This window comes from Pseudomonas sp. TE12234, from assembly GCF_054061835.1.
The window spans coordinates 275547-300628 of record NZ_JBSSEP010000006.1; the positions used below are offsets into that span (position 1 = coordinate 275547).

Sequence of the window (25082 nt, forward strand, 5' to 3'; positions counted from 1 at the left end):
GCCAGCGCCGCCGAGGAATTATCGGCCGTGACCGAACAGACCAGCGCCGGGGTCAACAGCCAGAAAGTTGAAACCGATCAGGTCGCCACCGCCATGCACGAAATGACTGCCACCGTGCAGGAAGTCGCACGCAATGCCGAGCACGCTTCGCAAGCGGCAGCCGCGGCCGATGGTGAAGCTCGCGAAGGTGACAAAGTGGTTGGCGAAGCCATTGCCCAGATAGAACGCCTGGCCAGTGAAGTGGTGCGCTCCACCGAAGCCATGAGCGTGCTGCAACAGGAAAGCGACAAGATCGGCAGCGTGATGGATGTGATCAAGGCCGTGGCCGAACAGACCAACCTGCTGGCACTCAATGCCGCCATTGAAGCGGCGCGTGCCGGTGAAGCCGGACGTGGTTTTGCCGTGGTGGCCGACGAAGTCCGCGGCCTGGCCCAGCGCACACAGAAATCCACCGAAGAAATCGAAGGTTTGGTGGCGGGTCTGCAGAACGGTACCCAGCAAGTGGCGATGGTGATGAACAACAGCCGTGTCCTGACCGACAGCAGCGTGGCCCTGACCCGCAAGGCCGGCGCCTCACTGGAAAGCATCACCCGCACGGTGTCCAACATTCAGTCGATGAACCAGCAGATCGCAGCCGCCGCCGAACAGCAAAGCGCCGTGGCCGAAGAGATCAGCCGCAGCATCATCAACGTGCGCGACGTCTCCGAACAGACGGCTGCGGCCAGCGACGAAACGGCAGCATCCAGTATTGAACTGGCGCGCTTGGGGAATCAGTTGCAGGCGATGGTGAGTCACTTCCGCGTCTGACGTGCGCTCAGCGCTGAATCAACGATCCAATCGCGGGCAAGCCCGCTCCCACAGGTATTCACCGGGCCCTGTGGGAGCGGGCTTGCCCGCGATGGCGATCCGACTGTCACCGCAGATGCTCAAACACTGATCGCATTGGTAAACACCAACCGATTGCCAAACGGATCCGTCACGGTCATGTCCTGGCTGCCCCACGGCATCGCCTGAATTTGCGGGTGAGCGAAGGGGTATTCCCTGGCCAGCAATTGCTGCTGGAACACTTCCAGTTCATCGGTCTCGATGCGCAGGGCCGAGCCCGGGGTGCCGTCCCCGTGGTGTTCGGACAGATGCAGCAAGCATTCACCGCGCGATACCTGCAGGTACAACGGGAAGCCGGGTTCAAAACGATGCTGCCAGTCGACCTTGAATCCGAGGAAGTCGACGTAGAACTCCATGGCCGTGATCTCATCGAAGATCCGCAGGATCGGGGTGGTTTTGCCGAGGCTCATCGCGTTGCTCCCAGACGGAAATGGCCCGGAGTGGAGTCGGGCTGTACGTCAGCAATTCGGCTGGGGCATGGCATTCTTTAATATCAATGCGCCATCATTGTGACGCAACCCCCAATCCTCACTCAAACCCGTCTCGCAGATCCCCTTCCCGCGCCAGAAACCGCCCTTCCCTGCGTCCGTTCGCCTGACCGTCGCAGTAACTCAGAACGCCGTTGACCCACACGCCGTCGATGCCTTCTGCGGCCCGTTGCGGATCATTGAAGTCCGCCACGTCGCGGATGGTCGCCGGGTCGAACAACACCAGGTCGGCCCAATGCCCTTCGCGGATCTCGCCCCGCTCCTTCAAGCCGAATCGCGCGGCGGATAGCCCGGTCATTTTGTGCACGGCGGTGTGCAGCGCAAACAGCCCTACGTCACGGCTGAAATGCCCCAGCACCCGCGGGAACGCGCCCCACAGGCGTGGATGCGGGAATGGGTCTTCCGGCAAGCCATCGGAGCCGACCATCGACAGTGGATGCGCGAGGATTCTGCGCACATCCGCCTCGTCCATCCCGTAATACACCGCGCCGGCCGGCTGCAGTTGGCGGGCGGCATCGAGCAACGACAGGTTCCACTCGGCAGCGATGTCCATCAGGTCGCGGCCGCCCATCTCCGGGTGCGGCGTCGACCAGGTGATGGTGATGCGATGGGCGTCGGTAACTTGCTTGAGGTCCAGGGTCGACGAGCTCGCCGCATAGGGATAGCAATCGCAGCCCACCGGATGGGTTTGTGCGGCACGCTCAAGGGATTCCAGCAACTGCGGGCTGCGGCCCCAGTTACCGGCGCCAGCGCATTTGAGGTGGGAAATGATCACCGGGGATTTCGCATGGCGGCCGATCTGGAACGCCTCGTCCATGGCCTCCAGCACCGGTTCGAATTCGCTGCGCAAGTGGGTGGTGTAGACGGCGCCGAATGCCGTCAGTTCTTCGGTCAACTGCATCACTTCGTCGGTGGACGCCGAGAACGCGCTGGCGTATGCCAGGCCCGTGGACAAGCCCAGTGCACCCGCCTCCAGGCTCTCGCGCAGTTGCTCGCGCATCGCGGCAATTTCGTCGACCGTGGCGGTGCGAAACAGATCGTCGAGGTGATTGCTGCGCAGCGCGGTGTGGCCCACCAGCGCGGCGACGTTCAGCGTCGTGTTCGCCGCTTCGACGGCCGCGCGGTAATCGCTGAACGTCGGATAAACAAAGGCGGCGCGGGTGCCCAGCAGGTTCATCGGATCCGGTGGGTCGCCGCGCAAACTCACGGGCGAGGCGCTGATGCCACAGTTGCCGACGATCACTGTGGTCACGCCCTGGCTGAGCTTGGGCAGCATCTGCGGCTGGCGGATCACCACGGTGTCGTCATGGGTGTGCACGTCGATGAAACCCGGCGCCAGAACGCGGCCGGCAGCGTCGATTTCTTCGGTGGCGCGGGCGTCGTGCAGGTCGCCGATACGCTCGATGCGTCCGTTCAGAATCGCCAGGTCGGCGGGGTAGCCGGGGCGGTTGCTGCCGTCGATGATCAGCGCGTTGCGAATCAGCGTGTCGTACATCATGTCAGTCTCCCAGCGGCAAGTGATCATCGCCGCCGCGGTAATCGTCCAGGGCGAGTTTGATCCGCCGCAGACGTTCTTGATTGTCTTCAGGATTGGCCAGTGCCAGCTCGGTGGCAAGTACGTCGATGGCCAGCAGCATGCCGTAGCGCGCGGCGGTCGGTTTGTAGATGAACGAGGTCTCGGCACTTTGCAGCGGCAGCACGATGTCGGCCAGTTGCGCCAGCGGCGAATCACCCCGCGTGATCGCCAGAATGCGCGCGCCGTAGTTGCGCGCCAGTTCCACGGTTTCCAGCAATTCGGGGGTGATGCCCGTCAGCGAACAGACGATGACCACGTGTTCGGCGCTGAGGCTGGCGGCGGTGACCCGCATCATCACCGCGTCATGACACGCTGTGATCGGATAACCGAGCCGCACCAGGCGCACCTGCAACTCATCGCTGCACAGGGTCGAGCAGCCGCCCATGCCGAAGGCGTGAATCATCCGCGCCTTGCCCAGCAGTTTCACCGCGTCGGCAAAGCGCGACTCGTCGAAGGCCGACAGATGCTGACGCAGGGTCGATTCGATATCGCTGACAATCTGCCCATAAAAAGCCGACTGCTCGGGCGTCCCCGCCGGATCGAGAAAACGGCTGCCGACGCCACTGGCCTGGGCCAGTTGCAGGCGCAGATCACGCAAGTCGCGACAGCCGACCGTACGGGCGAAACGCGACAGCGTGGCGGTACTGACTTCCGCCCGCTGTGCCAGCTCGTCGAGGCTGGCCGACGCGGCAAACCCTACGTCGTCGAGCATCAGGCGGGCGATCCGTCCTTCACCGGCGCTGAAGGAATCCTGGCGAGCGCGAATCTGGTAGAGGATGTCCATGGCGGGCGGCTCCGGCTAAATCAGGTAAGAAAGACCCGCGGTCAAACCGAAGGCGACGAGCGAGATCAGGGTTTCAAGCACGGTCCAGGTCTTGAAGGTCTGGGCGACCGTCATGTTGAAGTATTCCTTGATCAACCAGAAGCCGCCGTCGTTGACGTGGGAAAAAATCACCGACCCGGCGCCCGTCGCCAATACCAACAACTCCGGGTGCGGGTAACCCAAGCCAATGGCCACCGGCGCGACCACACCTGACGCGGTGGTCATGGCCACGGTGGCCGAACCGGTGGCGATGCGCATCAGCGCGGCGAACAGCCAGCCCATCAGCAGCGGCGACAGGTGGAAGTCGTGGGCCAGGCCGACGATCTGGTCGGTGACGCCAGCGTCCACCAGAATCCGGTTCAGGCCGCCACCGGCACCGACCAGCAAGGTGATGCTGGCGGTCGGTGCCAGGCACTCGTTGGTGAATTTCAGGATCGCTTCACGGTTGAAGCCCTGGGCCAGGCCGAGGGTCCAGAAGCTCAGCAGCGTCGCCAGCAACAACGCGATCACCGAGTTGCCGATGAACTGCAGGAACTGGTTGAAACCGCTGCCCGGCGTGGAGATCAGGTTGGCCCAGCCACCGATCAGCATCAGCACCACTGGCAGCAAAATGGTCGCCATGGTGATGCCGAAACCGGGCAGGCTGCCGCGCGGCTCGCGTTCGAGGAACTGCCGCTCCAACGGGTTTTGCGCCGGTAACTGGATACGCGGCACGATGAATTTGGCGTAGAGCGGGCCGGCGATGATCGCCGTCGGGATACCGATCAGGATGGCATACAGCAGGGTCTGCCCCACCGACGCCTGATAGGCCTGCACCGCCAGCATTGCCGCCGGGTGCGGCGGCACCAGTGCATGCACCACCGAGAGCCCGGCCACCATGGGCAAGCCGACCATCAGAATCGACACACCCACCCGCCGCGCCACGGTAAACGCAATCGGTACCAACAACACGAAACCGACTTCGAAGAACAGCGGCAGCCCGACCAGGAATGCGATGCAGACCATCGCCCAATGGGCGTTTTTCTCGCCGAAACGCTCGATCAGCGTACGCGCCATCTGCTCCGCGCCGCCGGACTCGGCCATCATCTTGCCGAGCATCGTCCCCAGCGCCACCACCAGCGCGATGTGCCCCAATGTCTTGCCCACACCAGCTTCATACGCGCCAACCACACCGGACGGCGGCATCCCGGCGACCAGCGCCAGACCGATGGAAATCAGGGTGATGACAATGAACGGATTGAGCCGGTAGCGGGCGATCAGCACGATCAGCGCGATGATGGCGACCGCGGCGTACACCAGCAGCCAATAGCCGAAGGACGGGGTCATGCGGTACTCCTCGAGAGGGTCACGTCGAAAGTTTTGTGAAACTCTTAAAACATTTCGAGACGCGATATTCAAACGAGGTGAAAGTAATTTTCGTGCAGAGGTAAGGGGTGTCGCGCAGAGGCATGTCTTGTCGCGAATAATGAAAATCAGGCAGGCGGATTTACATCGCGCCTGCCAGGGGCGGGGTCTCAGTCGTGTTGCACGCGTGCCCGCTTGAGCAGTTTCTTGCAGCGCTCGGACAAGTGCAGCACGCGCAGGTGCTTTCCAGCCTTTTCATAGCGCTCGCGCAGTGTCTTGAGCGCGGCGATGGCCGAGTAATCGACAAAGCTCAGGTGGCGACAATCGATGGTCACCACGGACGGGTCGTTGGCAGGATCGAACTGGTTGAGAAAGGGTGTGGTCGAGGCGAAGAACAGCGTGCCATGCAGTAGGTACAGCTTGCTGCCGTCGGCTTCGACGTGGGTGTCGGCATACAGCTCGCGGGCCTGCTGCCAGGCGAAGTTGAGCGCCGCAATGATGATGCCGCACAGCACGGCTGTCGCCAGATCGGTGAACACCGTAATCACCGTCACTGCGATGATCACCAGCACGTCATTGAGCGGCACCTTGTTCAGCACCCGCAGCGAGGCCCAGGCAAAGGTTTGCTGCGACACCACGAACATCACCCCGACCAGGGCCGCCAATGGTATGCGCTCAATCAGCGGCGACAGAAACAGAATGAACAGCAGGATCGCCACCCCGGCGACCACACCGGACAAACGACCGCGACCACCGGAACTGAGGTTGATCACGGTCTGGCCGATCATCGCGCAACCACCCATGCCGCCGAACAGACCGGACACCACATTGGCCGCGCCCAGCGCCACGCATTCCCGATCGGGGTAACCGCGGCTCTCGGTGATTTCATCGGTGAGGTTCAGGGTCAGCAGGGTTTCCAGCAAACCGACCAGCGCCATGAGGATCGCGTAGGGCGCGATGATGCGCAGGGTCTCCAGGTTCCAGGGAAGGTCCGGCAGGGCGAACGTCGGCAGGCCGCCGGCGATGTGCGCCATGTCACCCAGGGTACGGGTCGGCAGACCGAGCAGATAAACCGCCAGGCCAACGCCCAGAATCGCCACCAAGGCTGGCGGGACCGTGCGGGTCAGGCGCGGCAGCACATAGACAATCACCATCGTCACCGCGACCAGCCCGACCATCATGTACAACGGTGCACCGCTCAACCAGGCCTCACCGCTTTTGAAATGCTCCAGTTGCGCCAGGGCAATGATGATCGCCAGGCCGTTGACGAAGCCGAGCATCACCGGGTGCGGCACCATCCGCACCAGTTTGCCAAGTCGCAGCAGCCCGAACGCCAGCATGACCAGGCCACCGAGCAACACCGTGGCCAGCAAGTACTGCACGCCGTGTTGCACCACCAGCGCGACAATCACCACCGCCATCGAACCCGCGGCCCCGGAGACCATACCCGGTCGACCACCGAACAGCGCAGTCAGGGTGCAAATGATAAACGCGCCGTACAGGCCCATCAGCGGATTGAGGTGCGCCACCAGTGCGAAGGCGATGCATTCGGGCAGCAAGGCGAAAGACGTGGTGAGGCCGGCCAGGGCATCGGCGCGTAGGTGTTTTGGTTTCATGGGGGACCGCATGCAGGGAGTAGCAGGAAAGAGTGTGCGGATGTTACGGAATCGAGGGCGGCCCGGCCAGTTTATGAGATTTCAGAAACGCTATCGCGAGCAGGCTCCCCACAGTGAACCGCGTTCTCCATACCGGCGCGGTCTAATGTGGGAGCGAGCCTGCTCGCGATGAACGATGACGCGATCTAATAAAGACTTCACACCATCTCGTTAAGAATCCATTCAACCACCGACGTGCGCTTCGGTGCCCAGCCCAGCAATTCCCGCGCCTGCTTGCCGCGAACCCGGCTGTTGGAGCCCAGGCCATAGTTGGCCATCTCATAGCCCCACTCGGCTTCGGCGTCTTTGAGCGGCCAGTCTTGCGGCTTGCCCAGGTTCAGCGCCTCGGCCATCGCCGTGGTCATGTCGATGAACGACGCTTCGCCGCTTTCGACAAAGTAGAAGGTGCCGGGAACGTTTTTGGTGAGCGCCAGCAGGTACAGGGCCACCACGTCTTCGATGTGCACGTTGGACCAGATGTTCTGGCCGGTCCCGACGTGGCGCACCACGCCGCTTTTACGCGCCTGTTTCAGCAAACGCGGCAACTGCACGCTGTCGCGATGGACGCCCAGGCTGTGGCCGTAGATCAGGGTGTTGCAGATGACCGCCGAATTCACGCCGTCCCTGGCTGCCGCCAGGATCAGGTTGTCGATGGCCACCCGTGCAGCCTTGTCGACGGTCGGTTCCGGCAGGTTGTCTTCGAAGTAGATGACATCACCGGACTGACCGCCCGACGCATCACCGACGATGCTCGAACCGCTGGTGTGCAGGAACACCTTGTTGGAACCGCGCAGGGCATCGAGCAGGGCTTGTACTGCACCGCGATGGTCGCTGCTGGCGGCGTTGATCACCGCGTCGGCGGCGCGGGCCTGGTCGGCCAATAGTGCGCTGTCGTCAAGAGTGCCGATGACCGGGGTGATTCCCAGCGCTGTCAGTTCTTCCGCTTGTTGGGCGCTGCGCACCAGACCGCTGACCTGGTGGCCGGCCCGGATCAGGCCCGTGGCGATCGAGCCGCCGATGAAGCCGGCGGCGCCGGTGACGAAGACATTCATGGAGGAGCTCCCTGCGTTGATAAGTGATGCAACGAGTATCAAGCAGCGATCCCTGACTAAAAATCCCTGCCGACCCAAATCACTTTTGCGCAGAAGTCACGAATCCGTCGTTGAAATCATCAGTGGCGTACAGCGCCAATTTGCCCTGGATGAAATCCAGGAAGCATTGAATTCGCAGGGCCAGTTGCGTATTTCGGTAATACACCGCGTTGATTGGCTGGCGGTAACCACTGTTGAACTCGGCCAGCAAGACTTTCAAGCGTCCGGCGCGGATGTCCTCGATGGTCATGAAATGCGACAGGCAGGCGATGCCCTGGCCTTCCAGCGCCAGGTGGCGGATGGTTTCGCCGCTGGAGGCACTGAGCGATGCCTGGATCGGCCAGCGGTCACCGTGCACGTAGCGCAGCGGCCATTGGTTGAGGCCTTCGTTCTGGGTGAATCCGAGTAGCGTGTGGCTGGACAGATCGGCCACGGCCTTTGGCGTGCCGTGCTTTTCCAGGTAAGCCGGGCTGGCGACGATGTGCAGCGGACTGCACCCCAGGGAACGGGCATGCAGGGTCGAGTCGGCCAGGATGCCGATGCGGATGGCGATGTCGGTGCTCTGTTCGAGCAGGTCGATGATCAGATCGTTGCTGTTGAGCTCCAGCTGGATCTCCGGATAGAGCCGGCGGAACTCATCGATGTAGGGCACGATCGCGTGCAGCATGAACGGTGATGCGGCGTTGATGCGCAAACGCCCGGACGGGGTTTGCTGGCGCGAGGAGAGGCGCTCTTCGAGTTCGTCCATCTGATCGAGAATCAGCTTGGCCTGCTCGAAGAAGTACTTGCCCTCCTCGGTCAGGTCCATGCGCCGCGTCGTGCGGTTGATCAAGGTGGTATCGAGCTTGGCCTCCAGCCGCGACAGCGTGCGGCTGACCGCCGATGGCGTCTGCCCCACCTGCTCGGCCGCCGCAGAAATCGACCCGCATTCAATCACGCAGACGAAAATCTGCAACTCATCGGATCTGGCTTTCACGTGTGTTCCTTATCGATAGTCCTGCACAGGTCTGCTGTGTGGGCAACCCTTTGTGGCGAGGGAACTTGCTCCCGCTGGTGCGCGAAGCAGGCCAAAACCCTGCAGACGCGGTGATGCAGGTTGATCTCGCTGGCGGATCTTACGACGGCTTCGCCGCCGAGCGGGAGCAAGCTCCCTCGCCACAGGTCAGTGCCCGCTCCTGCTATCGATAGTAGCGGAGCGTCAAGCCTTCAGGCCAAACACCTCAATCAAATGCTGCTCGTATCGCGCCACATCGGCTTCGATGTTCGGGCGCTTCATCACGTCAACACAGAGAAAGGTCGGCAACCCGGTCATGCCGAGGAATTCATTGGCCTTGTGGAACGGAAAGTACACCGCATCCACACCTTTGGCTTCGAAGAAGTCGCTTGGGTCATCAAACGCTTGCTGCGGTGCGTTCCAGGTCAGGGACAGCATGTACTGTTTGCCCTGGATCAGGCCGCCGCTGCCGTACTTCTGCGACGCATCGGAACGGGTGCGACCGTCGCTGGCGTAGAGGCTGCCATGGCCTTCGGTGAACACTTCATCGATGTACTTCTTCACGGTCCACGGCGCGCCCATCCACCAACCGGGCATCTGGTAAATGATCACGTCGGCCCAGAGGAATTTGGTGACTTCTTCCGCGATGTCGTAGCCCTCGTCAATGAACGTGGTTTTGATATCCACGCCGCCACGGTCCAGCACGCTCAATGCGGTTTCGTGGAGGGTGGTGTTGTAGCGGCCATCGGAGTGGGCGAATTTTTTGCCGCCATTGAGCAACAGGACTTTTTTCATGGAGGGTCTCGGAAAGGTCAAAAAATTGGATGGCGGCAGAGTAACGATCCACCTCGCGCGGAATAAGCGCCTCCCTCGCAAAACTCATTTGACCCACAAGCACGAATCAACAGTCGATTGTTGTCTTAGACTGCTCCCCATCTAACTTGAGGAGACTTTCCAATGAGTGAACTGCAAGGGTTCATCCTGCACGCCAAGACCCGTCCGGAAAAATCCGACGCCTTCGAAGCGTTTTTCAGTGGCTATGTCGAAGCCAGTCGCGCCGAGCCCGGCTGCATCGAGTACCACATGCTGCGCGACAAGCAGGACCCGACCCTGTTTATCTTCTACGAAATCTGGCAGTCCCAGGCGCATCTCGACGTGCATTCGAACCTGCCGCACATGAAGCAGTTTCTGGATCAGCGCTTTGAATACCTGGAACGAGACTTTGAGATCCGCGACATCGAGATGATCAGCCCCAAGTCTGCTAACCGCTGATCAACAAGTGGCCGCCGAGCACGCCGAGGCCAATGAAAAAAACGCGCTTGAACAACACCGCGCTGATCCGCTGGCGCAACCATTGCCCCAGCAGCATGCCCGACACCGCCGGGATCAGCGCCAGCAATGACGCACCCAACTCTTCACCGCCCAAGGCGCCGCGCCAAAACAGCCCGGCGGCCAGGGCGAGGGTCGAGACGGTGAATGACAGGCCCAGCGCCTGCACCAGCTCATCCTTTTTCAAATCCAGCGCTTGCAGGTAGGGCACCGCCGGAATCACAAAGACGCCCGTGGCCGAGGTGATCACACCCGTCAGTACACCGCACGACGGACCGAGCCAGCGCTCATTGCGCGCACCGATGCGCAGGGTCGGCAGAAACAAGCCGCTCAAGGCATAGAGCAACAGCGCTGCCCCCAATCCCCGCACCACCCAGCGTCCACCGGCCATCCCGATCCACAGCGTCCCCGCCTCCGTGCCGACGAAAATCGCCAGCAGCATCGGCCAGAGTCGTTTGATCAAACCGCGCAAATGCCCGCCGAACGCCAGTTGCCAGACGTTGGTCAGCGTTGCAGGAATGATCAATAACGCAGCAGCCTGCGGCGGTGCCATAGCCAGACCGAGCAAACCCATGGCGATGGTTGGCAGACCCAGGCCGATCACGCCCTTGATCATGCCGGCCAGCAGGAAAGTCGCCATGACCAGCAATGACAGGGAATAACCAAGATTTTGGTAAAACGGGGCGAGTGTATTCATGGGGCCATGGTGAGCCCGCCGTGGTCGCTTGAAAATCTGCCATATACTGAGGCTGCCTCTCTCCTGACAAGAGGCTGAGGAATGAGGCGCAACGTCCCCTGTAGGAGCTTGCCTGCTCGCGATGGTCGTTAACGATAACGCGTGTTTACTGGCTAAACGCGGCGCTCTTGAGTCCATCGCGAGCAGGCTCGCTCCTACAGGGGGCCTGCGAACGACACCCATCCCTTGTGGGAGCGGGCTTGCCCGCGATGGGGCCCTTCCAGACAACTGATCTCCAAAGGCCACCAATGCACTTCGACCTGACCGACCTGCGCCTGTACCTGAACATCCTCGACAGCGGCAACATCACCGCCGGTGCCGCGCGCAGTCACCTGTCGCTGGCGGCAGCGAGCGCACGAATCCGTGCCATGGAAGCATCGATCGGCATCGATTTTCTCGAGCGCGGACGGCGTGGCGTTACCCCCACGCCTGCGGGAAAGGCCCTGGCTCAGCACGCCCGACGCTTGCTGCAGCACGCCGAACGCATGCAGCAGGACCTGGCCGAATACGCCAACGGCGTCAAAGGTCAGGTGCGGCTGTTGTGCAACACCACCGCGATCACTGAATACCTGCCCGAGCTGCTGGCGGACTTTCTGCGCGAGCATCCCAACCTCGATATCGACCTGCAGGAACTGCCCAGTGCCCGCATCACCCATGCCTTGCGCCAGGGTGCCGCCGACCTTGGCGTGATCTCCGATGCGGTGGACACTCACGGCCTCGAAACCCTGCCCTTTTGCGACGATCCGCTGGCGCTGATCATGCCACTCGGGCATCCGCTGGCCGACGGTGCAACACCGAGCTTCAACGATACGTTGCGACACGACTTTGTGGGCCTGGCCAGCAACAGTGCACTGGCCGTGTACCTTGAAGAACAGGCATTGCACGCAGGTATCCGCCTGCAAATCCGCATCCGTGCGGAAGGCTTCGACGGGGTGATACGCATGGTCTCGCGCGGCGCCGGGCTGGCGATCGTGCCGCTGGCGGCAATCCAGCGCCAGGCAGTGAGTCAATCGATCAAAAGCTTCGCCCTGAAGGAAGACTGGGCACAACGAAAACTACTGCTGTGCGCCCGCTCATTCACTGGCCTGCCCGGTTATGCCAGAACCTTGCTTGAGGCTTTGCGCGCTAAGTGAGATCGACTTGGCCTTCCTGAAAAACAGGCCATAGACGATCGACAGAATCACCAGGAACGGCACACCGAACACCAACGTCATCTTGAACGCGTCGGTGAAGTAAGTGGTGATCATCACCGCCCCCATCAACAACAACCCCAACAAGGTGCTGTACGGAAACAGGCGCATGCGGAACGACAGTTTTCGCTCGCCATTGCGCTCGTGGTAGCGACGGAAACAGTAGTGCGTCAGGAAGATCATGAACCAGGTGAAGATGGCGCCGAACATGGAGATCGCCATCATCAGGGTGAACGAGCTTTCCGGGTACAACACGTTGAGCAGGGTTGCCAGTGCAATGCCCGAACTCGACAGCAACAAGGCGTTCAACGGGATTCCACTCTTGCTCAACACGCCCATGGACTTGGGTGCATAGCCGCCACGAGAGAGGCTGAACATCATGCGCGTGGTGATGTAGAGCTGACTGTTCATGGCCGACAACGCCGCTATCAGGATCACGAAATTCATCACCCCGGTCGCGCCGGGAATGCCGATGGTTTGCATGACCGTGACGAACGGGCTTTGGGCATGACCGGCCTGAACCCACGGCACGATGGCCAACATCAGGGCCAGGGTCAGCAGGTAAAACACCACCAGCCGTACGATAGTCGCGCGAAAGGCTTTCTTCACGGCGCGTTCGGGGTCCTGCGCTTCACCGGCCGCCACCGCGATCATTTCCACGCTCAGGTAGCTGAAGATCGACACGATCACCGCAACCCACATGCCTTGCAGGCCATTGGGGAAGAAGCCGCCATGGGCGGTGTAGTTGTGCACGCCGTATTGCGGGTTGCCGGAACCGAACACCACATACACCGCCAGGATGATGAAGCCGACAATTGCACCGATCTTGATGGTCGAGAACCAGTACTCAAAGGTGCCGAATGTCTTCACGCTGATGGCGTTGAGCACGATCAGCATGCTGGAAAACGAGACGATCCATATCCACTCCGGCACGTTGGCAAACCAGTACTTCATGTACATCGCCACCGCCGTCACTTCCGTACCGACCGCCAGCACAATCGCCGCCCAGTAGGCATAGCGCACCAGGAAACCGGCCAACGGGCTGACATAGAATTCGGCGTAGGCGCCGAAGGATCCCGAGGTCGAATGGGCCACGGTCATTTCCGCCAGGCAGCCCATCAACAGCAAGGTGATGATCGCGCCGATGGCGTAGCTGAGCAGCACGCTCGGTCCGGCATAGCCGATGGCGTAGGCACTGCCCATGAACAACCCGGTGCCGATCGCACCACCAATGGCGATCATGCTCATTTGCCCCGACGTCAGTTGCCGCCGCAGGCCGTGTTCACGGTTGGATATCGTTTCAAAACCGGCGTTATCGGTCATTTTTATGTCCTCTGAATATTGTCTTTCTTGAAGAGCACGTCGTGGGTTTTACGGGTGGGGATCAGCCACGCACAGCAGGACACGGATCAGAAAATACTCAGTGGATACTCGATGATGACGCGGATTTCGTTGTTGTCCGTGGTGTCGGCCCGCGCCACTTGTGCGGTCGAACGCACGCTGGCCTGGCGCACCCGCACCGACAGGTCCCTGGCCTTGCCCGACTGCACGACATATCGCGCTTCGATGTCGCGTTCCCAGCGCTTGCCGTCATCGCCGTAACGCCCATAGGCGCCGTTGGGACCGCCGTCGTAATGGCTGTCGTCGATATGGTCACCGCTGACGTACCGCGACATGAAGCTCAGGCCCGGTACGCCAAACGCGGCCATGTCCAGGTCGTAGCGCAGTTGCCAGGAGCGTTCGTTGGGTGCGTTGAAGTCCAGCACCTGCACCGAGTTGGCCAGGAAGATCGAAGTACCGGGTTGCTGATCGAACCCCAGGTAGTCGAACGGCTCGTCGCCATCGACGCGTTGGTACGCCAGGGTCAAGCGATGGGCACCGAATTTGTAGGCGGTGGCCAACGACCAGGTGGTGTTGTCGATCTTGCCGGCCAGGCTCTGGCCATCGTCGTGGGTGCGGTAAATATTGAAATCCAGGTTCAACGACTGGCCTTCGCTCAGCGCAAAGGTGTAGTTGGTATTGGCGTAGTACTGGCGCCAGATGTCGGTGAACCGCGAACCATAGAGGCTGACGCTCAGTTGATCGCTCAGGGCGTAGCTGCCGCCCAGGTAGTCGACGCTGCGGGTTTCCACGCCGGCATACAGGGCCTTGAGGGCGCCATCGTTATTCGTCGAATTGCCGTCGTTGCCGGAGGTGAAGTGCCCGAGGTCGAGTTGCAGTGCTTTCAGTTCGTTGCTGGTCAGCTGAAAGCCGTTGGCCAATGGCGTAAACAGTCGCGCGTTGCCCGTGCCGAACACCGGGTTGAACGGTGCCAGGTTGCCGTACTTGAGTTCGGTGCGGGAGATCCGCGCCTTCAACGCACCGCCCGCTTCGGAGTACTCATCCTCGGGTCGGCCATCGGAGTCGACCGGCAGCAAACCGGTGCCGGTCCGTCCCTTGCCGCTGTCGAGCTTGAGACCCAATTGCGCATGGGCATCGACCCCGAACCCGACAACGCCTTGGGTAAAACCGGAGCGATAATCGAGCAGGATCCCGTGGGCCCATTCGTCCCGATAATTCTGGCCACCGGGATTGTTGAGGTTGTTGCGGTAGAAATAGAAGTTACGGTTGGTCAGGGTCAGGCTGCTGTCTTCGACAAATCCATTGTCGGCAGCGCAAGCCCATTGACTCAGACAACTGCTGACGGCGAGCGACAAGGCGGGCCAGAGGGACAGTTTCATTCTGCGTGCTCCTTATTATTGTGTTTGCACAGAACTTTTATTGAGGCGACCGAAGGCCTGCTGCCGGGAAAAAGCGGCAGCAAGACAAGGGCATCCGGGGTGTATCAGGTCACGCTGTGGCGGACCTGGAATTGCGCTTGCGACCAGGTTTTGCGGTCCAGGATTTCACCGAGAATCTGCACTGCATCCCAGACTTCGGTGAAGGTTGTGTACAGCGGGGTGAAGCCGAACCGCATGATCCGCGGTTCGCGGTAGTCACCGATCACGCCCCGCTCGATCAGGGCCTGGATCACCGCATAACCTTCGGGGTGCTCGAAACTGACATGGCTGCCGCGCCTGGCATGTTCACGCGGGGTGACCAGCGTCAGCTCATGGGCGGCGCAGCGCTGCTCGACCAGCTCGATGAACAGGTCCGTCAGCGCCAGGGATTTGCGGCGCAGGGTGGCCATGTCGGTCTGGGCGAAAATATCCAGACCGCATTCGACCATCGCCAATGAGGTGATCGGTTGAGTGCCGCACAAGTAACGCGCGATGCCGCTGCTCGGCTCGTAATGGGACTCCATGGCAAACTGCCGCGAATGCCCGAACCAGCCTGACAGCGGCTGCCCCACCAGGTCACACAACTGCGGATGGACCCAGACAAACGCCTGCGAACCGGGACCGCCGTTGAGGTATTTGTAGGTGCAGCCAATTGCATAGTCGGCTTGCGCCTGATGCAGATCGACCGGCACCGCACCGGCGGAATGCGCCAGGTCCCAGATGGCCAGCGCGCCACATTCGTGGGTCAGCGCGGTCAGAGCCTGCATGTCGTGCATGTAGCCGGTCTTGTAGTTGACGTGGGTGAGCATCACCACGGCGGTGTCCTGGTCAATCGCCTGCGGCAATTCTTCCGGGCTATCGACCAGACGCAGCGTGTAGCCTTGCTGCAGCATGTCGGCCAGACCTTCGGCGATGTACAGGTCGGTGGGAAAGTTGCTGGATTCGGTGACGATCACTCGGCGCGCCGGCGACCATGCAGCCTGCACGCGTAGGGCGGCGCTGAGTACCTTGAACAGGTTGATCGACGTGGTGTCGGTCACCACCACTTCGCCGTCACGGGCGCCAATCAGGCCGGCCAATCGATTGCCCAGACGCTCGGACAGCTCACGCCAGCCGGCACTGTTCCAACTGCGGATCAGGCCATTGCCCCACTCTTGGGCGACCACCTCCTGAGCACGCGCCAATGCGGCGACCGGTCGAGCGCCCAGCGAATTGCCATCGAGATAAATCACGCCCTCCGGCAGGGCAAACTGCTGGCGTAGCGGCGCGAGAGTGTCCTGGGCATCACGCGCCAGGCAATCGTTTCTTGTTGTCATCGGGTGTCCTGTTCTTGGAAGGTCGTAGCGTTATTTCAGGCGTTGTCGGCCCCTTTTCCGTGGAGAGATAATGAACGAAGCTTTGGAGAATTTTCGTGCAAAGTGAGCGCAGAAAGCGTAGTTATTTCGCATAAAATTCGAATCCATCACCCATAATCGCGGATTTATACGAACCATGAATCTTGACTCGACAGACCTGCGAATCCTCCATCAATTGCAGCTCGATGGCCGTATCAGCAACCAGGAACTGGCAGAGAAAGTCGCCCTGTCGCCGTCGGCCTGTCTGCGCCGATTGCGCCTGCTGGAGAGCGAAGGAATCATCACCGGCTATCGCGCCGTGCTGAATGCCGAACGGTTGGGCATCGAGCTGGAAGCCATCGTCCATGTGTCATTGCGGCAGGATGTCGAGGACTGGCACGAGACCTTCATCAAGAAGGTTCAGCTGTGGCCGGAAGTGGTCACGGCTTATGTGATTACCGGGGCGAGCAACTATGTGCTGCGAGTCCAGGCGCGCAACCTCAAACACTTCTCCGATTTCATCGTCAACCACCTGAACCGCACGGCGGGGGTCACCGACATCCGCTCGGAAATCGTCCTGCAGAAAATCAAGGAGCGCGACGATCTGCTGGATTTGGTGGTGCGCAAGTAAGGGGCAAAGCCTGACCTCAGAAGCCGCGCAGGCGGCGGGCTTCGTTGCGCTGCAGGGTCATGCTCGGGGATTCGTCGAACAGCTTGCGGTACTCGGCGGAAAAACGCCCGAGATGGGTGAAGCCCCAGCCCATGGCGATTTCGGAAATATTGCGCGCCGAACCGTGCTCGAGAATCTCCTGGCGCACGGCGTTCAGGCGGTATTTTTTCAGGTAGACCATCGGCGACAGGGCAAAGTACTTCTTGAACGCCTCGAACAACTTGAAGCGCGACACCCCGGCCGCCGCTTCGATGTCCTCAAGGTGCAGCGCTTCCCGGGCGTTGGCGTGAATGTACTGCCGGGCCCGGACCAGATAGTGCGGCAACTTCACGCCCAGCACTGCCCGAAGCTCTTCTGAATAGTTGTTCGGCTGGGCGAGGATCAAGCCTTTGATCAACGAGCTTTCGATGTCCCGGGTGAAGGCCACTTGCTCATAGAGCTCGCTGCTGCGTTCCAGTTCGGCGATGAAATAACGCGCCATGCGCCACCAGGAGGCCGATGCGCCGTCGACCGCATCCATCACCGGTTCGAAGCGCAGCGGTTCATCCAGCGGCCGTTGCAGCAAGCCCTCCAGGGACTCGCTCATGGCGACGCGGGTGATCACCACCTGAACCTTGCGGCAATCGCCGGAGATCGCCAGCAACTGGTTTTCATTTGGAGAAATGATCACGCCTTGATCACGATCGGACTTGAGCACACTGCCGTTCTTGCTCAACTCCTGCTCGCCCACCAACGGCAAGCTCAGGCTGTAACTGCTGAAGTGCTCGGGGTCTTCGATATCGATGGTGACATCGGTGCCGTATTCGATGGTACCCAGGGTGGTGGCCATCGATTTGAACATGTTGGCGCTGTGGTGAAAGCGGATCCGCTCGGGTGTCGCAGTCACGAGTCTGTGGGGCCCGCAGATGCCGGACATCCAGCTTCTCGCGGCCTCAAGGTCATCGCTGTCGACACGAATATCGCGACACTGCGGATCAGTTTTGCTGTTCATCACGGTCACTCGCAGGCTTCTTTTAGCGCGCTCTGACGGCGCGTCTCCGGCTGGAAAAAGGCAAGTTCCAAGCCATAAAACGCCAGGGCCAACTGAATGGATAGCAATCCCTGACTAAGTGGATAACGGCGTGAGTCAGGAGCAGGGAAACGCTATCAAACGGCACTCGACGTCCGACAAAACAGTAACTCATTGCTGCAAACGGGTGCAGCCGTTCATCGCCTGGTGCGCGGTTTGAGTCGTCCCTGCCCAACGCGTTACACGGGTGTTACCCGAACGGGCCAGAACCTGTGTCGTCCGCCACCAATTTTATGGACTGCCTTCGCCCACAAACCGGATAGACCCCTGCCCGCCCCACTCCCTCTAATGAGCACACCGATTAGCCCCAACAAAAACAGGTACACACCCATGAGTGGCGAAAAGAACGTCGAGCAGTGGAAAGCGTTTATCCAGGGCTGCCTGGATTTCCGTCCGGCAGAAGGCGTGTTCCGCATTGCCCGGGACATTTTCACCGAACCGCAGTTGTTCGATCTGGAGATGGAACTGATCTTCGAGAAGAACTGGATCTACGCCTGCCACGAAAGCGAGCTGGCCAACAATCACGACTTCGTCACCATGCGCGCCGGCCGTCAGCCGATGATCATTACCCGCGACGGCGACGGTCAACTCAACGCGCTGATCAACGCCTGCCAGCATCGCGGCACCACCTTGACCCGGGTCGGCAAGGGTAACCAGTCGACCTTCACTTGCCCTTTCCACGCCTGGTGCTACAAAAGCGACGGCCGCCTGGTGAAGGTCAAGGCGCCTGGCGAGTACCCGGAAGGTTTCGACAAGGCCACCCGCGGCCTGAAAAAAGCCCGCATCCAGAGCTACAAGGGTTTCGTCTTCATCAGCCTGGACGTGCATGCGGACAACAGCCTGGAAGACTTCCTCGGCGACGCCAGGGTGTTCTTCGACATGATGGTCGCCCAGTCGCCCACCGGTGAGCTGGAAGTACTGCCCGGCAAGTCGGCCTACACCTACGACGGCAACTGGAAACTGCAGAACGAAAACGGCCTCGACGGTTATCACGTCAGCACCGTCCACTACAACTACGTGGCCACCGTGCAGCATCGCCAGCAGGTCAACAGCGAGAACGGCACCGCCGCTGGCAGTACCCTCGACTACAGCAAACTCGGGGCCGGCGATGCCAACACCGATGATGGCTGGTTCGCGTTCAACAACGGTCACAGCCTGTTGTTCAGCGACATGCCGAACCCGACCGTACGCTCGGGTTACGCGACGATCATGCCGCGCCTGATCGAAGAACACGGCCAGCAAAAGGCCGAATGGATGATGCATCGCCTGCGCAACCTGAACATCTACCCCAGCCTGTTTTTCCTCGACCAGATCAGCTCGCAGCTGCGCATCATCCGCCCGGTGGCGTGGAACAAAACCGAGATCATCAGCCAGTGCCTGGGGGTGAAAAACGAGTCTGACGCCGACCGTGAAAACCGCATTCGCCAGTTCGAGGACTTCTTCAACGTCTCGGGCCTCGGCACGCCGGATGACCTGGTGGAATTCCGCGAAGCCCAGCGCGGCTTCCAGGCACGCCTGGAGCGTTGGAGCGACATTTCCCGTGGCAGCCACCGATGGGCTACCGGCGCCACGCCCAACAGCGAGGCGATCGGCATCGCCCCGGCCATGACCGGCACCGAATTCACCCACGAAGGCCTTTACGTCAACCAGCACAGCAACTGGCAGAAATTCCTGCTCGATGGCCTGGATGCGAAATCCCTGAAACTCCGTGAGGTGCAATGATGAATGCGCAATTGCAGTACCAGATCGAACAGTTCTTCTATCGCAAATCCGAACTGTGCGATGCCCAGGATTGGGACGCCTATATCAAGCTGTTCGACGAGCAGAGCGAATTCCACCTGCCGCAATGGGATTCGGAACACGTCTACACCCGCGACCCCAAACGCGAAATGTCGCTGATCTACTACCCCAACCGTTCAGGCCTGGAGGACCGCGTGTTCCGCCTGCGCACGGGCAAGTCTGCGTCCTCGACACCGATGCCGCGCACCTTGCACCTGATCAACAACGTGCGGATCGACGAACTCGAAAACGGTGAGCTGGAAGTGCGCCTGAACTGGCACACGCTGTTCTATCGCCTGGCCACGTCGGAGCAGTTCTACGGCCGCGCGACCTACCGGCTCAAGCCCCACGCCGACAGCTGGCTGATCAGCCGCAAGCATGTGTTGTTGCTCAACGACACCATCAACTCGGTACTCGACTTCTACCACCTCTGAATCCCGGGAGACCGAGGCATGAATCACAAAGTAGCGTTCAGCTTTGCCGACGGCAAAACGCTGTTCTTTCCCGTGCAGGCCAACGAAATCCTGCTCGACGCCGCCCTGCGCAACGGCATCAACATTCCCCTCGATTGCCGCGAAGGCGTCTGCGGAACCTGTCAGGGCCGCTGCGAATCGGGCGATTACAGCCAGGATTATGTGGACGAGGAGGCGCTCTCCAGTCAGGACCTGCAGCAACGCAAAATGCTCACCTGCCAGACCCGGGTGAAGTCCGATGCGGCGTTCTATTTCGACTTCGCCTCCAGCCTGTGCAACGCCAGCGGCCCTGACCGTCTCAAGGGTACGGTCACGGATGTGCGGCAGATTTCGGCCAGCACGGCGATCCTGCACCTGGACCTCGGCACCGCAGCCCAGGCTCTGGATTACCTGCCGGGGCAATACGCGCGACTGAGGATTCCGGGCACGGAAAGCCTGCGCTCCTACTCGTTCGCCAACCGCCCAAGCAGCCGCAATCAGTTGCAATTCCTGATCCGCCTGCTGCCCGACGGCGTCATGAGCAACTACATTCGCGAACGCTGCCAGGTGGGCGACGAAATCGCCCTGGAAGCTCCACTGGGCGCTTTCTACCTTCGCCACGTCGCCAAACCGTTGATCCTGGTCGCGGGCGGCACCGGACTCTCGGCACTGCTGGGGATGCTCGACGAATTGGCCGAGCACGGCTGCGAACAACCGGTGCACCTGTACTACGGCGTGCGCGACGCGGCCGATCTGTGCGAACGGGCACGCATCGATGCCTATGCCGAACGCATTCCAGGCTTTCGCTACACCGAAGTGGTCAGCGACCCGTCACCGCAATGGAGCGGAAAACGCGGCTACATCGCCGAGCACTTCAATGCCAGTGAACTGCGCGATGGCGAGGCCGACATGTACGTCTGCGGGCCACCACCGATGGTCGAATCGATCAAGACCTGGCTGCAGGAGCAGGCCCTGGACAACGTTCACCTGTATTACGAGAAGTTCACTGAGAGTAATATCTGACCCTTCAAATCATGCCTGACAACAATGACCAGAAGGGAACGCGATGGCGGATGAAATCTTGCAACAGGGGACGCTCAAGCGAGGGTTGAAAAATCGACACATTCAACTGATCGCGTTGGGTGGAGCCATCGGTACCGGGCTGTTCCTGGGCTCGGCCGGCGTGCTCAAGTCCGCCGGGCCATCGATGATCCTCGGCTATGCGATAGCCGGCTTCATCGCCTTCCTGATCATGCGCCAACTGGGCGAAATGATTGTCGAGGAGCCGGTGGCCGGCTCCTTCAGTCATTTTGCCCACAACTACTGGGGCAGTTTTGCCGGCTTCCTGTCCGGCTGGAACTATTGGGTGCTGTATGTGTTGGTGGGCATGGCCGAACTGACGGCCGTGGGTAAATACATCCAGTTCTGGTGGCCGGAGGTGCCGACCTGGGTCAGCGCGGCGGTGTTCTTTGTGCTGGTCAACCTGATCAACACGCTCAACGTGAAAATCTTCGGCGAAATGGAGTTCTGGTTCGCGATCATCAAGGTCGTGGCCATCATCGGCATGATTGCCCTGGGTTGCTACATGCTGTTCAGCGGCACGGGCGGCCCGCAGGCAGCGGTGAGCAACCTGTGGAGCCATGGCGGTTTCTTCCCCAACGGCTACAGCGGTTTGCTGATGGCGATGGCGTTCATCATGTTCTCTTTCGGCGGCCTGGAGCTGGTCGGCATCACCGCCGCTGAAGCCAGCGAGCCGCGAAAGGTCATTCCCAAGGCGATCAACCAGGTGGTTTACCGCGTGCTGATCTTCTACGTCGGCGCCCTCACCGTATTGCTCTCGCTGTATCCGTGGGACCAACTGCTGCAAGCGCTGGGCGCGTCGGGCGATGCCTACAGCGGCAGCCCGTTCGTGCAGATTTTCTCGCTGATCGGCAGCAACACCGCCGCGCAGATCCTCAACTTTGTGGTGCTCACCGCGGCGCTCTCGGTCTATAACAGCGGCGTGTACTGCAACAGCCGCATGCTCTACGGCCTGGCCGAACAGGGCGATGCACCGAAGTCGCTGATGAAATTGAACAAGCAGGGCGTTCCGGTACGGGCGCTGGGCGTATCAGCCCTGATCACCATGCTGGCGGTGCTGGTCAACTATGTCGCCCCGCATGAAGCGCTCGAATTGCTGTTCGCACTGGTGGTCGCTTCGCTGATGATCAACTGGGCGCTGATCAGTCTCACGCACCTGAAGTTTCGCAAGGCCATGGGCCAACGCGGCATCGTGCCAGGCTTCAAGGCATTCTGGTCGCCCTACACCAATTACCTGTGCCTGCTGTTCATGGCTGTGATCATCTGCGTCATCTGGATGATTCCGCCAGTACGCGCGTCGGTTTACGCCATGCCGGTCTGGGTGTTGTTCATCTACGGTTGCTACCGGATACGCATGGCCAGGCATCGGAACTTGCCAGTGGCTGAATAACCGCACACAAAAACGCCCCGGTATTCCATGAATGCCGGGGCGTTTTTTATTCGCGGGTCAGCGGACGCAAAATCGCCCTCACCGGGCTGGCGTCCAGGTTGGCAAAGCGCAACGGCAGCGCGATCAACTCGTAATCCCCTTCCGGGACGTCATCGAGCACGATGCCCTCAAGAATGGCCATGCCGTGGCGCGCCACTGCGTTGTGCGAATCCATGGTCTTGGATTGCTGCGGGTCCAGCGATGGGGTGTCGATACCGATCAGGCGCACGCCGAGACTGGCCAGCAGGTCGACGGTGTCTTTGCCGACGGCGGTAAAGTCCGGGTCCCAGGTGGTCAGTGGCGCCTGGCGATAGGTGCGCAGCAGGACGCGTTCGGGCAGGTTGTGCAAACGACCCTGCAATTGCCCGGGCTGCACCAGGCGGCCGCTGTCCAGGCAGTGCAACACGCGGCACGGTCCGATGTAGACGTCGAGCGACACATCGCCAATGGCCACACCGTCCGCGCTGTAGTGCAACGGTGCATCGACATGGGCGCCCGTGTGCGGCGACAGGGTGATGCGCCCGACATTCACCGGGCACTCCGGCCCCAGGCTCCAGACGCGCTCTTCCTGAAACGGCGTATCACCCGGCCAGGTCGGTGTTGCAGTGCTCAAGGGCGGGCTGATATCCCACCACGACATTGTTTTTTTCATTGCCACGCTCTCGGCCTTTTCCGAGGTCAATGATACGAGCGATGGTTGTGCAGGTTCTTGCGAAAACCTGCGGCAATGCCGGGTGCTTTCGCAAAAAATGCCGGGAATCGATGGTTTCCCGACAGGAAATTTCAACGCAAAAACAGCTGCCTTCGTCCATCGGGATGTGCGCGAATGGACGCTGGCCGCTGCGTTTCTGGATACCTCGATGTCGAGCACAGACAACTGGCGCACAACCAAGCCCTATAGGGTGCGACTTCAGTTCTCCCTAACGCTCGGAGTCATCATGACCGCACCGATTACAGTTCTTCGCGACACTCACCCGCTGCCGGTGCTCGACGCCTGCAAATGGGAAAAGCTCGAAGGCGATCCGCATACCGTCAACCTCAACGCCTACACCAGCGAAGACGGCAGCAAGATCATGGGCACCTGGATCTGCACGCCGGGCAAGTGGTACGTGGAATACGTGAAGTGGGAGTACTGCCACTTCCAGGAAGGCTACTGCATCATCACACCGGAAGGCATGGCGCCGATCCACCTGCGCGCCGGTGACATTTTCGTCATCGAGCCAGGCATGAAAGGCACGTGGGAAGTGGTGGAAACCGTACGCAAGTATTTCGTGTTTGCCTGATACAAAAAAACCGGGGGATCACCCGACGTGATCTCCCGGTAAATGTATTGAGAGAAAATGCGCATCCCTGTGGCGAGGGAGCTTGCTCCCGCTCGACTGCGTAGCAGTCGTAAATCAGCCAAAGTGTTAAAACTGAACCACCGCATTCGCCAGTTTTGGGTCCGCTTCGCGAACCAGCGGGAGCGAGCTCCCTCGCCACAAAAGCCTGCTCGCTAAAAACGCCTACAGCGGTTTGCGATAGCTGTTGATGATCGCCGAGAAGTCGTTCCCGCCTTCCCCACGCAAACTCATCGCCTGATACAGCTGCTGGGCCACCGCGCCGAGCACCACCGGTTGATGTGACTGACGTGCCGCTTCGGTGGCCAGCCCCAGGTCCTTGAGCATCAGTTCGGCACCGAAACCGCCGGTATAGCCCCGTGACGCAGGCGCCGTTTCGACGATGCCCGGCCATGGGTTGTACATCTCCGAACTCCAGCAACGCCCGGTGGAGCTGTTGATGATGGCCGCCAGCACCTTGGTGTCGATCCCCAGGGCATCGCCCAGGGCCATGGCCTCGCTGACGCCGACCATGGAAATCCCCAGCAGCAGGTTGTTGCAGATTTTAGCGATTTGCCCGGTACCGACCTCACCGCAATGGACGATGTTGCGGCCCATCTGTGCGAGTACCGGTTGCAGGGTGGCGAACAGTTCCGGGGTGGCGCCGACCATGAACGTCAGCGTCCCGGCGGCGGCCCCACCCGTACCGCCGGACACCGGGGCATCGGCCATGGCCACGCCCTGTTTGGCGGCAGCGGCAGCCACGTCACGCGCGGTTTGCGGATCGATGGTGCTGCAATCCACCGCCGGTACACCTTGGCCGATCCCGGCCAGAACGCCGTCTTCTCCCAGCCAGACGCTGCGCACATGCACGGCCGCCGGCAGCATGGTGATCACCAGCTCTGCACCGTCCGCCGCTTCCCGGGCCGAGGCGCTGATGCTGCCGCCCAACTGTTCAAGTTCCGCCAGCACGGCTTTGTTCAGGTCGACCAGGCGCAGGGCATGGCCGGCCTTGATCAGGTTGCGCGCCATCGGCGCGCCCATGTTGCCCAGACCGATAAAAGCAATTTTCATGTCCGG

The 25082-nt window shown here is 60.8% G+C and carries 24 protein-coding genes; 9 read left to right on the top strand and 15 right to left on the bottom strand.

Annotated features, from left to right (window positions below; all coding sequences use genetic code 11):
- The first annotated feature begins 102 nt into the window (after positions 1-102).
- Entirely contained in the window at positions 103-807 is a 705-nt protein-coding gene (locus ACVWYU_RS12635) for a methyl-accepting chemotaxis protein (protein ID WP_425524321.1), read from the top strand.
- A gap of 119 nt (positions 808-926) precedes the next feature.
- Here ACVWYU_RS12635 and ACVWYU_RS12640 read toward each other — a convergent pair whose 3' ends face one another.
- From ACVWYU_RS12640 to ACVWYU_RS12675, 8 genes are all read right to left on the bottom strand, one after another.
- The gene (locus ACVWYU_RS12640) at positions 927-1295 is read right to left on the bottom strand and encodes a glyoxalase superfamily protein (protein ID WP_457372819.1); all 369 of its coding nucleotides are present in this window, start codon (positions 1293-1295) and stop codon (positions 927-929) included.
- Positions 1296-1413: 118 nt separating this feature from the next.
- Positions 1414-2871: a D-aminoacylase gene (locus ACVWYU_RS12645; RefSeq protein WP_457372820.1), complete on the bottom strand. Its 1458-nt coding sequence runs from the start codon at positions 2869-2871 to the stop codon at positions 1414-1416.
- Position 2872: 1 nt separating this feature from the next.
- Positions 2873-3733, bottom strand: a complete 861-nt coding sequence (locus tag ACVWYU_RS12650) for a MurR/RpiR family transcriptional regulator (RefSeq protein WP_457372821.1) — start codon at positions 3731-3733, stop codon at positions 2873-2875.
- A gap of 15 nt (positions 3734-3748) precedes the next feature.
- On the bottom strand, positions 3749-5098 hold the full coding sequence (locus ACVWYU_RS12655; RefSeq protein WP_457372822.1) for a GntP family permease: 1350 nt from the start codon (positions 5096-5098) through the stop codon (positions 3749-3751).
- A gap of 188 nt (positions 5099-5286) precedes the next feature.
- The gene (locus ACVWYU_RS12660) at positions 5287-6732 is read right to left on the bottom strand and encodes a SulP family inorganic anion transporter (protein ID WP_247257637.1); all 1446 of its coding nucleotides are present in this window, start codon (positions 6730-6732) and stop codon (positions 5287-5289) included.
- Between the two features lie 197 nt (positions 6733-6929).
- Complete coding sequence (locus ACVWYU_RS12665; RefSeq protein ID WP_457372823.1) at positions 6930-7823, bottom strand: NAD-dependent epimerase/dehydratase family protein; 894 nt, start codon at positions 7821-7823, stop codon at positions 6930-6932.
- Between the two features lie 79 nt (positions 7824-7902).
- Positions 7903-8838 (bottom strand): LysR family transcriptional regulator, encoded by a 936-nt coding sequence (locus ACVWYU_RS12670; protein ID WP_247257639.1) that lies wholly within the window; start codon positions 8836-8838, stop codon positions 7903-7905.
- A gap of 222 nt (positions 8839-9060) precedes the next feature.
- Positions 9061-9651 carry an NAD(P)H-dependent oxidoreductase gene (locus ACVWYU_RS12675; protein ID WP_248914282.1) on the bottom strand — a complete coding sequence of 197 codons (591 nt, stop codon included), beginning with the start codon at positions 9649-9651 and terminating at the stop codon, positions 9061-9063.
- A 162-nt stretch (positions 9652-9813) separates the two neighbouring features.
- Between ACVWYU_RS12675 and ACVWYU_RS12680 the strand changes: the two genes are divergently transcribed.
- Positions 9814-10128: a putative quinol monooxygenase gene (locus tag ACVWYU_RS12680; RefSeq protein ID WP_457372824.1), complete on the top strand. Its 315-nt coding sequence runs from the start codon at positions 9814-9816 to the stop codon at positions 10126-10128.
- Here ACVWYU_RS12680 and ACVWYU_RS12685 read toward each other — a convergent pair.
- Entirely contained in the window at positions 10118-10882 is a 765-nt protein-coding gene (locus tag ACVWYU_RS12685) for a sulfite exporter TauE/SafE family protein (protein WP_457372825.1), read from the bottom strand. The genes ACVWYU_RS12680 and ACVWYU_RS12685 overlap by 11 nt on opposite strands.
- A 287-nt stretch (positions 10883-11169) precedes the next feature.
- Here ACVWYU_RS12685 and ACVWYU_RS12690 point away from each other — a divergent pair, with 287 nt between their 5' ends.
- Positions 11170-12054, top strand: coding sequence for a LysR substrate-binding domain-containing protein (locus tag ACVWYU_RS12690; protein WP_457372826.1), 885 nt, complete (start codon positions 11170-11172; stop codon positions 12052-12054).
- Here the strand turns inward: ACVWYU_RS12690 and ACVWYU_RS12695 are convergent.
- The 3 genes from ACVWYU_RS12695 to kynU all read right to left on the bottom strand — a co-directional run bounded on the left by ACVWYU_RS12695 (position 11995) and on the right by kynU (position 16186).
- Positions 11995-13434, bottom strand: a complete 1440-nt coding sequence (locus tag ACVWYU_RS12695; RefSeq protein WP_390958582.1) for an amino acid permease — start codon at positions 13432-13434, stop codon at positions 11995-11997. The two genes, ACVWYU_RS12690 and ACVWYU_RS12695, sit on opposite strands and share 60 nt — an antisense overlap.
- 86 nt (positions 13435-13520) lie before the next feature.
- Entirely contained in the window at positions 13521-14831 is a 1311-nt protein-coding gene (locus ACVWYU_RS12700) for an OprD family porin (protein WP_457372827.1), read from the bottom strand.
- 104 nt (positions 14832-14935) lie between these two features.
- The gene (gene kynU, locus ACVWYU_RS12705) at positions 14936-16186 is read right to left on the bottom strand and encodes a kynureninase (RefSeq protein WP_457372828.1); all 1251 of its coding nucleotides are present in this window, start codon (positions 16184-16186) and stop codon (positions 14936-14938) included.
- A gap of 175 nt (positions 16187-16361) precedes the next feature.
- Between kynU and ACVWYU_RS12710 the strand changes: the two genes are divergently transcribed.
- Positions 16362-16835 (top strand): Lrp/AsnC family transcriptional regulator, encoded by a 474-nt coding sequence (locus ACVWYU_RS12710; RefSeq protein ID WP_090315751.1) that lies wholly within the window; start codon positions 16362-16364, stop codon positions 16833-16835.
- 16 nt (positions 16836-16851) lie between these two features.
- Here the strand turns inward: ACVWYU_RS12710 and ACVWYU_RS12715 are convergent, their stop codons facing one another.
- A complete protein-coding gene (locus ACVWYU_RS12715; RefSeq protein WP_457372829.1) occupies positions 16852-17865 on the bottom strand; it encodes an AraC-like ligand-binding domain-containing protein in 1014 nt (337 codons plus the stop codon).
- 408 nt (positions 17866-18273) lie between these two features.
- Here ACVWYU_RS12715 and antA point away from each other — a divergent pair, with 408 nt between their 5' ends.
- Genes antA through ACVWYU_RS12735 form a run of 4 tightly spaced genes read left to right on the top strand, consistent with a single transcriptional unit; the run spans position 18274 to position 22644 of the window.
- Entirely contained in the window at positions 18274-19665 is a 1392-nt protein-coding gene (antA, locus tag ACVWYU_RS12720) for an anthranilate 1,2-dioxygenase large subunit (protein WP_090315748.1), read from the top strand.
- Positions 19665-20156: an anthranilate 1,2-dioxygenase small subunit gene (gene antB / locus ACVWYU_RS12725; RefSeq protein ID WP_090315743.1), complete on the top strand. Its 492-nt coding sequence runs from the start codon at positions 19665-19667 to the stop codon at positions 20154-20156. The genes antA and antB overlap by 1 nt, the downstream gene beginning before the upstream one ends.
- Positions 20157-20174: 18 nt before the next feature.
- Positions 20175-21197, top strand: a complete 1023-nt coding sequence (gene antC, locus ACVWYU_RS12730) for an anthranilate 1,2-dioxygenase electron transfer component AntC (protein ID WP_457372830.1) — start codon at positions 20175-20177, stop codon at positions 21195-21197.
- A 43-nt stretch (positions 21198-21240) separates the two neighbouring features.
- Positions 21241-22644 (top strand): amino acid permease, encoded by a 1404-nt coding sequence (locus ACVWYU_RS12735; RefSeq protein WP_457372831.1) that lies wholly within the window; start codon positions 21241-21243, stop codon positions 22642-22644.
- A 46-nt stretch (positions 22645-22690) separates the two neighbouring features.
- Here ACVWYU_RS12735 and kynB read toward each other — a convergent pair whose 3' ends face one another.
- Positions 22691-23335 (bottom strand): arylformamidase, encoded by a 645-nt coding sequence (gene kynB / locus ACVWYU_RS12740; protein WP_457372832.1) that lies wholly within the window; start codon positions 23333-23335, stop codon positions 22691-22693.
- 286 nt (positions 23336-23621) lie between these two features.
- Between kynB and ACVWYU_RS12745 the strand changes: the two genes are divergently transcribed.
- Positions 23622-23966: a cupin domain-containing protein gene (locus ACVWYU_RS12745; protein ID WP_007900627.1), complete on the top strand. Its 345-nt coding sequence runs from the start codon at positions 23622-23624 to the stop codon at positions 23964-23966.
- A 222-nt stretch (positions 23967-24188) separates the two neighbouring features.
- On the opposite strand, the gene mmsB is transcribed toward ACVWYU_RS12745, so the two are convergent.
- Positions 24189-25076 carry a 3-hydroxyisobutyrate dehydrogenase gene (gene mmsB, locus ACVWYU_RS12750; RefSeq protein WP_457372833.1) on the bottom strand — a complete coding sequence of 296 codons (888 nt, stop codon included), beginning with the start codon at positions 25074-25076 and terminating at the stop codon, positions 24189-24191.
- Positions 25077-25082: the final 6 nt, after the last annotated feature.

Coding starts and splice junctions, on each gene's coding strand:
- ACVWYU_RS12690 (WP_457372826.1), top strand. CDS start 11,170: ATGCACTTCGACCTGACCGACCTGCGCCTGTACCTGAACATCCTCGAC.
- ACVWYU_RS12695 (WP_390958582.1), bottom strand. CDS start 13,434: ATGACCGATAACGCCGGTTTTGAAACGATATCCAACCGTGAACACGGC.
- ACVWYU_RS12655 (WP_457372822.1), bottom strand. CDS start 5,098: ATGACCCCGTCCTTCGGCTATTGGCTGCTGGTGTACGCCGCGGTCGCC.
- antC (WP_457372830.1), top strand. CDS start 20,175: ATGAATCACAAAGTAGCGTTCAGCTTTGCCGACGGCAAAACGCTGTTC.
- ACVWYU_RS12710 (WP_090315751.1), top strand. CDS start 16,362: ATGAATCTTGACTCGACAGACCTGCGAATCCTCCATCAATTGCAGCTC.
- ACVWYU_RS12680 (WP_457372824.1), top strand. CDS start 9,814: ATGAGTGAACTGCAAGGGTTCATCCTGCACGCCAAGACCCGTCCGGAA.
- mmsB (WP_457372833.1), bottom strand. CDS start 25,076: ATGAAAATTGCTTTTATCGGTCTGGGCAACATGGGCGCGCCGATGGCG.
- kynU (WP_457372828.1), bottom strand. CDS start 16,186: ATGACAACAAGAAACGATTGCCTGGCGCGTGATGCCCAGGACACTCTC.
- ACVWYU_RS12735 (WP_457372831.1), top strand. CDS start 21,241: ATGGCGGATGAAATCTTGCAACAGGGGACGCTCAAGCGAGGGTTGAAA.
- ACVWYU_RS12660 (WP_247257637.1), bottom strand. CDS start 6,732: ATGAAACCAAAACACCTACGCGCCGATGCCCTGGCCGGCCTCACCACG.
- antA (WP_090315748.1), top strand. CDS start 18,274: ATGAGTGGCGAAAAGAACGTCGAGCAGTGGAAAGCGTTTATCCAGGGC.
- ACVWYU_RS12665 (WP_457372823.1), bottom strand. CDS start 7,823: ATGAATGTCTTCGTCACCGGCGCCGCCGGCTTCATCGGCGGCTCGATC.
- antB (WP_090315743.1), top strand. CDS start 19,665: ATGAATGCGCAATTGCAGTACCAGATCGAACAGTTCTTCTATCGCAAA.
- ACVWYU_RS12640 (WP_457372819.1), bottom strand. CDS start 1,295: ATGAGCCTCGGCAAAACCACCCCGATCCTGCGGATCTTCGATGAGATC.
- kynB (WP_457372832.1), bottom strand. CDS start 23,335: ATGAAAAAAACAATGTCGTGGTGGGATATCAGCCCGCCCTTGAGCACT.
- ACVWYU_RS12715 (WP_457372829.1), bottom strand. CDS start 17,865: ATGAACAGCAAAACTGATCCGCAGTGTCGCGATATTCGTGTCGACAGC.
- ACVWYU_RS12675 (WP_248914282.1), bottom strand. CDS start 9,651: ATGAAAAAAGTCCTGTTGCTCAATGGCGGCAAAAAATTCGCCCACTCC.
- ACVWYU_RS12650 (WP_457372821.1), bottom strand. CDS start 3,733: ATGGACATCCTCTACCAGATTCGCGCTCGCCAGGATTCCTTCAGCGCC.
- ACVWYU_RS12700 (WP_457372827.1), bottom strand. CDS start 14,831: ATGAAACTGTCCCTCTGGCCCGCCTTGTCGCTCGCCGTCAGCAGTTGT.
- ACVWYU_RS12745 (WP_007900627.1), top strand. CDS start 23,622: ATGACCGCACCGATTACAGTTCTTCGCGACACTCACCCGCTGCCGGTG.
- ACVWYU_RS12685 (WP_457372825.1), bottom strand. CDS start 10,882: ATGAATACACTCGCCCCGTTTTACCAAAATCTTGGTTATTCCCTGTCA.
- ACVWYU_RS12635 (WP_425524321.1), top strand. CDS start 103: ATGACTGCCACCGTGCAGGAAGTCGCACGCAATGCCGAGCACGCTTCG.
- ACVWYU_RS12645 (WP_457372820.1), bottom strand. CDS start 2,871: ATGATGTACGACACGCTGATTCGCAACGCGCTGATCATCGACGGCAGC.